The sequence below is a fragment of the Candidatus Albibeggiatoa sp. nov. BB20 genome, assembly GCA_016744725.1.
Classification (GTDB): domain Bacteria; phylum Pseudomonadota; class Gammaproteobacteria; order Beggiatoales; family Beggiatoaceae; genus Albibeggiatoa.
Genome location: JADGDW010000193.1, coordinates 1 through 7,477, shown reverse-complemented (window position 1 = coordinate 7,477; position 7,477 = coordinate 1). Strand labels below are relative to the sequence as shown.

The 7,477-nt window shown below is 39.7% G+C and carries 7 protein-coding genes and 2 tRNA genes; 2 read left to right on the top strand and 7 right to left on the bottom strand.

Annotation, left to right across the window (positions count from 1 at the left end; all coding sequences use genetic code 11):
- Positions 1-295 precede the first annotated feature (295 nt).
- From rplT to ispH, 7 genes are all read right to left on the bottom strand, one after another.
- Positions 296-652: a 50S ribosomal protein L20 gene (rplT, locus tag ABXH34_RS16545; RefSeq protein ID WP_353572988.1), complete on the bottom strand. Its 357-nt coding sequence runs from the start codon at positions 650-652 to the stop codon at positions 296-298.
- Between the two features lie 13 nt (positions 653-665).
- The gene (gene rpmI, locus ABXH34_RS16540) at positions 666-863 is read right to left on the bottom strand and encodes a 50S ribosomal protein L35 (RefSeq protein ID WP_353572987.1); all 198 of its coding nucleotides are present in this window, start codon (positions 861-863) and stop codon (positions 666-668) included.
- A gap of 102 nt (positions 864-965) precedes the next feature.
- On the bottom strand, positions 966-1,484 hold the full coding sequence (infC, locus tag ABXH34_RS16535; RefSeq protein ID WP_353572990.1) for a translation initiation factor IF-3: 519 nt from the start codon (positions 1,482-1,484) through the stop codon (positions 966-968).
- Positions 1,485-1,496: 12 nt separating this feature from the next.
- Positions 1,497-3,407, bottom strand: a complete 1,911-nt coding sequence (gene thrS / locus ABXH34_RS16530; protein ID WP_353572986.1) for a threonine--tRNA ligase — start codon at positions 3,405-3,407, stop codon at positions 1,497-1,499.
- Positions 3,408-3,475: 68 nt separating this feature from the next.
- Positions 3,476-3,550, bottom strand: a tRNA-Val gene (locus ABXH34_RS16525).
- A 396-nt stretch (positions 3,551-3,946) separates the two neighbouring features.
- On the bottom strand, positions 3,947-5,332 hold the full coding sequence (gene purB / locus ABXH34_RS16520) for an adenylosuccinate lyase (RefSeq protein WP_353572989.1): 1,386 nt from the start codon (positions 5,330-5,332) through the stop codon (positions 3,947-3,949).
- A 24-nt stretch (positions 5,333-5,356) separates the two neighbouring features.
- Positions 5,357-6,277, bottom strand: coding sequence for a 4-hydroxy-3-methylbut-2-enyl diphosphate reductase (gene ispH / locus ABXH34_RS16515; protein ID WP_353572985.1), 921 nt, complete (start codon positions 6,275-6,277; stop codon positions 5,357-5,359).
- A 110-nt stretch (positions 6,278-6,387) separates the two neighbouring features.
- Between ispH and coq7 the strand changes: the two genes are divergently transcribed.
- Complete coding sequence (gene coq7 / locus ABXH34_RS16510; RefSeq protein WP_353572984.1) at positions 6,388-7,026, top strand: 2-polyprenyl-3-methyl-6-methoxy-1,4-benzoquinone monooxygenase; 639 nt, start codon at positions 6,388-6,390, stop codon at positions 7,024-7,026.
- 95 nt (positions 7,027-7,121) lie between these two features.
- Positions 7,122-7,194 (top strand) — tRNA-Thr (locus tag ABXH34_RS16505).
- The last annotated feature ends 283 nt before the right edge of the window (positions 7,195-7,477 follow it).

Below are 7,477 nucleotides of genomic sequence, written 5' to 3'. Positions count from 1 at the left end.
CTGTTAAGCTGCTTGTATATCCCATTTTTTCTCAATCCAATCTTACTTTTCTTTTCAGTTTAACACTTTATTAAAGATGTCAAATGGGTTCTATACAATTATGGGCTATTGCTGCTTGAGTTTACCCAAATCTGCCAGAACCATTGACCTAAATGATAAAAACAATAGCGATGAGAATATTCAAAAATAAGAAATTGTTAGAATATATAGGAAAAGCAGAATGGTTTGAATAGTATAATCAGGAGGAGGAAAAACCACACTTCCACAAAGTGTAAAAGTGCAGTTTTTAAAAGACTTAGACTAATGCAGCTTTGGCTTGCTCAACAACGGCAGCAAATGCATCTTTATTGTTTACTGCTAATTCTGCTAAGACTTTACGATCAATTTCGATATTCGCTTTATTTAGACCATCAATTAAGCGACTATAGGAAATACCGTATTCACGTGCGCCCGCATTAATACGCGCAATCCATAATATACGGAATTGACGTTTACGTTGACGGCGGTCACGATACGCATATTGACCCGCTTTAGTGACAGCTTGCTTGGCTACCCGATAGACGTTCTTGCGACGACCATGATAACCCTTGGCAGCGTCAAGGACTTTCTTATGTTTAGCGTGTGCTGTTACACCACGTTTGACTCTAGGCATTTAATCTCTTCTCCTATGCGTAAGGCAACATACGTGAAACCATTGCTGTATCACAATCCTGCACCATGCTTGGCGAGCGCAATTGACGTTTCCGTTTTGATGACTTCTTAGTCAAAATGTGGCGGCGATGGCTTTGACCACGCTTAAAACCACCTGATGCTGTACGGCTAAAACGCTTAGCTGCACCGCGATTGGTTTTCATTTTTGGCATTTTGTTTAAACTCCAAAGTTTTTATGAAAAGTCGCAGGGTACAAAAAAGACAAAGGACACAAAACACTTGTTCCGTGCCCCCTTTCTCAAAAACCACAACAACTATTTTTTACTTGGGGATATAATCATCACCATTTGTCGGCCTTCCATCTTGGGACGCTGCTCAACATTGCCTAATTCACCAATGTCTTTTTCTAAACGTGCCAATAATTGACGGCCAATGTCTTGGTGTGTCACTTCACGACCACGAAAACGAATAGTAACTTTCGTCTTATCCCCGTCTTCTAAAAAGCGCATTGCATTACGCAATTTAACTTTATAGTCGCCTTCTTCTGTTGTCGGTCTGAATTTGACTTCTTTGACCTGTACTTGTTTCTGTTTCTTCTTAGCAATTTGACGTTTTTTGTTTTGCTCAAACAAATACTTGCCATAATCCATGATGCGACAAACAGGCGGCTTTGCACTTGGTGAAATTTCAACCAAGTCTAATTCTGCTTCACTGGCTCGCGTTTGAGCATCCTGAACCGAAACAACTCCAACATTCTCACCGTCCGCATCAATCAATCTGACTTTTGGAACATTAATTTGCTCGTTGATGCGTGCGTTTTTTTCTGCTGCGATGAATCTGTCCTCCTAAATAAAGCCCGTAAGTTCCGCGTTTAATTTTTCAATAAAATCATTGAGAGGCATAGAACCTAAGTCTTCACCACCACGCGTACGTACTGCGACTTGTTGATTTTCCATTTCCCGTTTACCTACAACGAGTAAGTAAGGTACTTTTTGCAAAGTATGTTCCCGAATTTTAAGCCCTATTTTCTCATTTCTCAAGTCTGATTCGACTTTAAATCCATTTTTTTGTAATATTTTTGTCACTTCGTGCACATAATCGGCTTGTGCATCAGTGATATTGAGCACCGAAATTTGGGTAGGTGCTAACCAGCTTGGGAATAATCCCGCATAATGCTCAATTAAAATACCGGTAAAACGCTCTAGTGAACCTAAAATCGCGCGGTGAATCATCACGGGCACTTGCTTAGACCCATCAGCCGCTACATATTCTGCACCTAAACGTCCCGGCATTGAGAAATCAACTTGAATTGTGCCACATTGCCAAGTTCGGCCAATGCAGTCTTTCAAAGTAAATTCGATTTTCGGGCCATAAAATGCGCCTTCACCCAGTTGCAATTCCCAATCTAAACCTTTGCTATCAAGTGCAACTTCTAAGGCTTTTTCTGATTTATCCCACACGTCATCATTGCCAACCCGCTTTTCTGGGCGTGTAGATAATTTGATTAAGACTTCTTCAAAACCAAAGTCTTTATATACGGAAAATGTGAAATCGATTAATTTGGTGACTTCTTCTTGCAATTGATCTTCGGTACAAAAAACGTGGGCATCATCTTGTACAAAACGTCGAGCCCGCATTAAACCATGTAATGTGCCAGAGGCTTCGTTACGATGCACTAAACCGAATTCAGCAATTAAATACGGCAATTGGCGATAGCTTGTCAGGCCTTGGTTAAAGATTTGAATGTGACCAGGGCAGTTCATTGGCTTGATTACATAATCGCGGTTTTCAAAATGTGTGGTAAACATATTGCCCGCAAACTTATCCCAATGCCCTGATTTTTCCCACAAACTGCGATCTAACAATAAAGGCGCATTGACTTCTTGATAGCCGTATTCATTTAAACGTTTACGCATGTAATTTTCGATATTGCGATACAACGCCCAGCCTTTTGGATGCCAGAATACCATGCCTGGGGCTTCTTCCTGAAAGTGGAATAAGTCTAATTGCTTGCCTAATTTACGATGGTCACGTTTTTCCGCTTCTTCTAAACGGTGCAAATAATCGGTTAAATCTTTCTTACTGCCCCATGCTGTGCCATAAATCCGTTGTAACATTTCATTATTGGAATCGCCACGCCAATATGCACCCGCCAAGCTGCGCAATTTAAACGCTTTAATTTTGCTGGTGCTAGGGACGTGAGGGCCGCGACATAAATCAATAAAATCACCTTGTTTATAGAGTGAAATTTCTTGACCTTCGGGAATAATATCGCTGATGATTTGGGCTTTGTATTGTTCACCTTGTTGTTTGAAAAACGCAATCGCTTCTTCGCGCACCATCACGGAACGTTCAACAGGTAAATTCTGTTTGACGATGAATTCCATTTTGGCTTGAATTTTTTCTAAATCTTCAGGTGTGAATTTTTCAGCACGGGCAAAGTCGTAATAAAAACCGTTTTCAATCACAGGACCAATGGTGACTTGGGTTTCTGGATATAATTCTTTGACTGCTTGCGCCATTAAGTGAGCACAAGAATGGCGAATAACGTCTACACCTTCGGGGTCTTTCTCAGTGATGATGGCCAATTCAGCATCATCGTTAATCGTGGTTGACGTATCTACTAACGTGCCGTTAAGCTTTCCTGCTAAGGCTGCTTTTGAAAGGCTTTTGCTGATATTAGCAGCGACTTCAACAATTGTTACAGGTTGATCAAATTGTCTTTGGCTGCCGTCAGGAAGTGTAATGATAGGCATAGTGAACGTCCATTACCACTGAATTTAGGATATAGAAGGGTTAGAAAGAATATCTTAAATGAGATACTTGGTAGGCGCGAGTGGGATCGAACCACCGACCACCACCATGTCAAGGTGGTGCTCTACCACTGAGCTACGCGCCTGTCGTTTGAAGCGCGAAATTATATGTTTTTCCGTTAGAAATTGCAAGTTTTTATATTTTATATATGGCCACTCATCTATTAACTCTCATCCAGACTTTCACTCCCTATGCAATTACAGGGCTATTGCTGCTTGAGTTTATCCAAATCCGTTCAAACTTATTGTTAAAGATAATAGAAGCCTATATGAGAATAAGTACGCAATAAAGGTATAACAACAAATGATTAGAATTAGGATGCTCAAGGGTGTCATCTTGAAAATATTTTATATCCTGCAAATTTTGTTAGAGTGCTTTTTCAAATAAGCTGAAATCAGTCATGGTTTTGTTTTGCCATTATTTTGAGACCTAAAGGGAGTACAAAACTTGCAAAATCAATCAATACTGTACTCCCTAAAAATTAGCTGCTTAAATACCGACTTAATTTATCAACTTGCTCAACTGCATTACCCAAATAAGATGCAGGCGTGAGTTTTAACAAACGTTCTTTCTCTTCAACAGGAATATCCAAACTTTGAATAAATTGCTGTAAACGTTCTTGATCGATACCGCGTCCACGGGTTAAATCTTTTAATTTTTCATACGCTTCTTCAATCGCATAACGACGCATCACGGTTTGTACAGGTTCGGCTAGCACTTCCCACGCATTATTTAAATCACGTTCTAAAATGTTCGTGTTTGCTTCGATTTTACTGATGCCTTTTAGACAAGATTCATATGCAATCATACTATGCGCCATACCCACACCTAAATTACGTAATACCGTCGAATCGGATAAATCACGTTGCCAACGAGAAATAGGCAATTTTTCACCAAGATGAGACAGCATGGCATTGGCTAAACCTAAATTGCCTTCAGCATTTTCAAAATCAATTGGATTGACTTTATGCGGCATAGTTGATGAGCCAATTTCGCCTGTAATCGCTTTTTGTTTGAAATAACCTAAGGAAATATAGCCCCATACGTCGCGACTGAAATCAAGCAAAATATTATTAAATCGATTGGTAATATCAAAAAATTCAGCAAGATAATCATGAGGTTCAATTTGAGTAGTATACGGATTATAAGTTAAACCTAAGCTTTCAATAAATCCTTTGGAAACCTCTGCCCATTTTACTTTTGGGTATGCTGAATAATGTGCGTTGAAATTACCCACAGCACCGTTGAATTTTCCCAATATTTCAGTTTGTTGCAACTGTTTACGTTGGCGATGTAAACGATAAGCAAAGTTTGCCATTTCTTTACCTAAGGTCGTAGGTGATGCAGTTTGACCATGGGTACGTGATAACATAGGGACATCTTGATAACGCTGTGCTAAAGCTGCAATTTTATCAATCACCTCAGACATTTTAGGCAACAATACTTTGTCACGCGCTTCTAATAACATCATGGCATAAGACATATTGTTAATATCTTCAGAAGTACAGGCAAAATGGATAAATTCGCTAGCCTGCTCTAATTCCTCATCATCTTCGATATTTTCACGCAAAAAGTATTCGACTGCTTTCACATCATGATTAGTGGTTTTCTCAATGTGCTTAACTCGTATTGCGTTGTCTTCATTAAAATATTCAACCAAATTATTTAAAACAGTATCCCCATGTTCGCTAAAAGCAGGAATTTCAGGAATATTATCCTGTTGTGCTAACCATTGTAACCAGCGCACTTCCACAGAAACGCGGTAACGAATTAAGCCATATTCACTAAATATTTCTTGTAAATCTTTAGTTTTACTAGAATAACGTCCATCAATAGGCGAAATAGCTGAAAGGGAGGTAAGTTTCATCATAATTATGTGTTTAGCTTTTTTTTAGAGTAATTCGGCAGGAATTTTAAATACGGTGGTTTCTTCTTCGCCATCCATGGTTTCAATCTGGTTGACACCCCATGCTTTGAGCTGTCCTAACACTTGATTGACTAAAACTTCAGGTGCAGAGGCACCTGCAGTAACACCAACTTTAGCATTGTTTTGAAACCATTCTTGTTTTAAATCCATCTCATCCTGAATCAAATACGATTGTATACCCTGCAGTGCACCGACTTCTCGCAAACGATTGGAGTTAGAACTATTTTGCGCACCCACCACCAGTAAAATATCAACTGTTGCAGTTAATACTCTCACTGCATTTTGGCGATTTTGGGTTGCGTAACAAATGTCGTTAAGGTCAGGGCCTTGTATGGCTGGAAAACGCTGGGTTAAAGCGGCAATCACATCACGCGTATCATCAACACTCAGCGTAGTTTGAGTAACATAAGCTAACTTGGCAGGGTCAGCAACTTGTAAATTTGTTACTTCATTGACTGTAGACAAAATATGCACTGTACCATTAACACAGCCACGTGTACCTTCAACTTCAGGATGACCTTGATGTCCAATAATTACCAGTTCATAGCCCTTACTAATATAACGTTGGGCTTGATTATGGACTTTAGTCACCAGTGGACAGGTCGCATCAATGACTTGTAATTTACGTTGCTCAGCACCTTTAACAATAGCGGTGGCAACACCATGGGCACTAAAAATACATACTGAACCTGAAGGGACTTCTTCTAAGGTTTCAACAAAGATAGCGCCACGATTTTTTAAATCATCAACCACATAACGGTTATGGACGATTTCGTGTAAAACATACACGGGGTGCGGATAACGTTGTAAGGCGCGTTCCACAATTTCGATAGCACGGACAACACCTGCGCAAAAACCACGAGGTTGGGCGAGTAGGACTTGCATTCATTTTTACCCAATTGAAATAATGGACTTCTAAGAAGTGGACATCTAAAATGCTGTAATAAGATGCATTATAAATGAATCTGCTTAGTAAATAAAATAGAGGTTTGCTCATGAGTCAATATTCCCCTTTAGATCATTTGATTATTAATTTTGATCAAGGTTTGCGTACGGTGTTTGGACAACCATTGGGCACAACACGGCCAAATCCTGCTGATAAGCAAATGGATGCCGAATTGTCTGAAACAGAAAAACGTGAGGTGGTTGGTTTAATGCGAATCAATCATTCTGGTGAAGTCTCAGCACAAGCCTTATATCAAGGCCAAGCATTGACTGCACGTAGTGAAGAAGTACGGAATAATATGCAGCAATCGGCTTGGGAAGAAAATGACCATTTAATTTGGTGTCATAAGCGAGTGGAAGAATTAGGTGGGCGTACTAGTTTATTGAATCCATTATGGTATATCGGTTCATTTACGATTGGTGCAGTTGCGGGGGCTGCGGGTGATAAATATAGTTTGGGCTTTGTGGCAGAAACTGAAAAGCAAGTTGTCAAACATTTAGAAGAACATTTAGAGCGTATGCCGCAACAAGAGCAGAAAAGTCAGGCGATTTTAGAACAAATGAAGCAGGACGAAGCGCATCATGCAACCGTCGCAATTAAATCAGGCGGTGTACCATTGCCAGCTCCTGTACGTTGGCTTATGGGTCAGATGTCTAAAGTGATGACAGCAACAGCATATTGGGTTTAAAAATACCGTTTGATATTATTTTTATACCGATTATCAAATTAAGCCAAAAAAACTTTACAACTTGGAATGGGTCGCTATAATAGCAAACTTCTTTCGCCGGTATAGCTCAGCAGGTAGAGCAACTGACTTGTAATCAGTAGGTCCGGAGTTCGATTCTTCGTGCCGGCAAGATATTTTCACCAGAAATCCCTTTCTTTTTTGATTACCTCCTAAATAAATCTCTTTCTTGACTTAGTCCAAGTCATTACAATCCTATATCTTAAATAATTTTCATACATTCATCATGAACGCTAGACCACGCCGCCGAACTCGTGAACATATTGTCGCGGATTTAAGCCATCATCATATTGAATATTTTATTTCCATGTATAAGGTTAAAACCTTCGCCTTTCAGGCGAACAGATTTATCTCCCTAAACTCAAGAATGGCTTATAATATGAGAGATGGAATA

Coding starts and splice junctions, on each gene's coding strand:
- rplT (WP_353572988.1), bottom strand. CDS start 652: ATGCCTAGAGTCAAACGTGGTGTAACAGCACACGCTAAACATAAGAAA.
- rpmI (WP_353572987.1), bottom strand. CDS start 863: ATGCCAAAAATGAAAACCAATCGCGGTGCAGCTAAGCGTTTTAGCCGT.
- purB (WP_353572989.1), bottom strand. CDS start 5,332: ATGAAACTTACCTCCCTTTCAGCTATTTCGCCTATTGATGGACGTTAT.
- ispH (WP_353572985.1), bottom strand. CDS start 6,277: ATGCAAGTCCTACTCGCCCAACCTCGTGGTTTTTGCGCAGGTGTTGTC.
- coq7 (WP_353572984.1), top strand. CDS start 6,388: ATGAGTCAATATTCCCCTTTAGATCATTTGATTATTAATTTTGATCAA.
- thrS (WP_353572986.1), bottom strand. CDS start 3,407: ATGCCTATCATTACACTTCCTGACGGCAGCCAAAGACAATTTGATCAA.